Genomic DNA, 248 nt, shown 5'->3' with positions numbered 1-248 from the left:
CTCGCATGCGAGGCGCCCAGGGCGACGACTCCGAATCCAGCCGGTACGAAAACACGTTCACCGGTGTGCCGCGTGGTACGCCCCTTACGCCTGTCTACGATCCACGCGTCGACCTTCCCCGCGTCTATCCGATTACCGGCGTCGTGGTTGTGCCTGACGGTGAGCAGGTTCACACCGACGAGTACGGCCGCATCTTTGTGCAGATTCAGGGGCTCGACGAAGCGGACCATGCCCATGCCGCGGGCGCC

The 248-nt window shown here is 64.9% G+C and carries 1 protein-coding gene; it reads left to right on the top strand.

Going from position 1 to position 248, the window contains the following annotated elements; all coding sequences use genetic code 11:
- Nucleotides 1-248: hypothetical protein (locus tag SB725_RS32995; protein ID WP_410923673.1), on the top strand; the 248-nt coding region annotated here is incomplete at both ends.

Origin of the sequence: Pseudomonas sp. SIMBA_041 (genome assembly GCF_046535095.1) — a bacterium.
GTDB lineage: Bacteria > Pseudomonadota > Gammaproteobacteria > Pseudomonadales > Pseudomonadaceae > Aquipseudomonas > Aquipseudomonas mucoides.
This window is presented reverse-complemented; position numbering and strand designations above follow the sequence as displayed.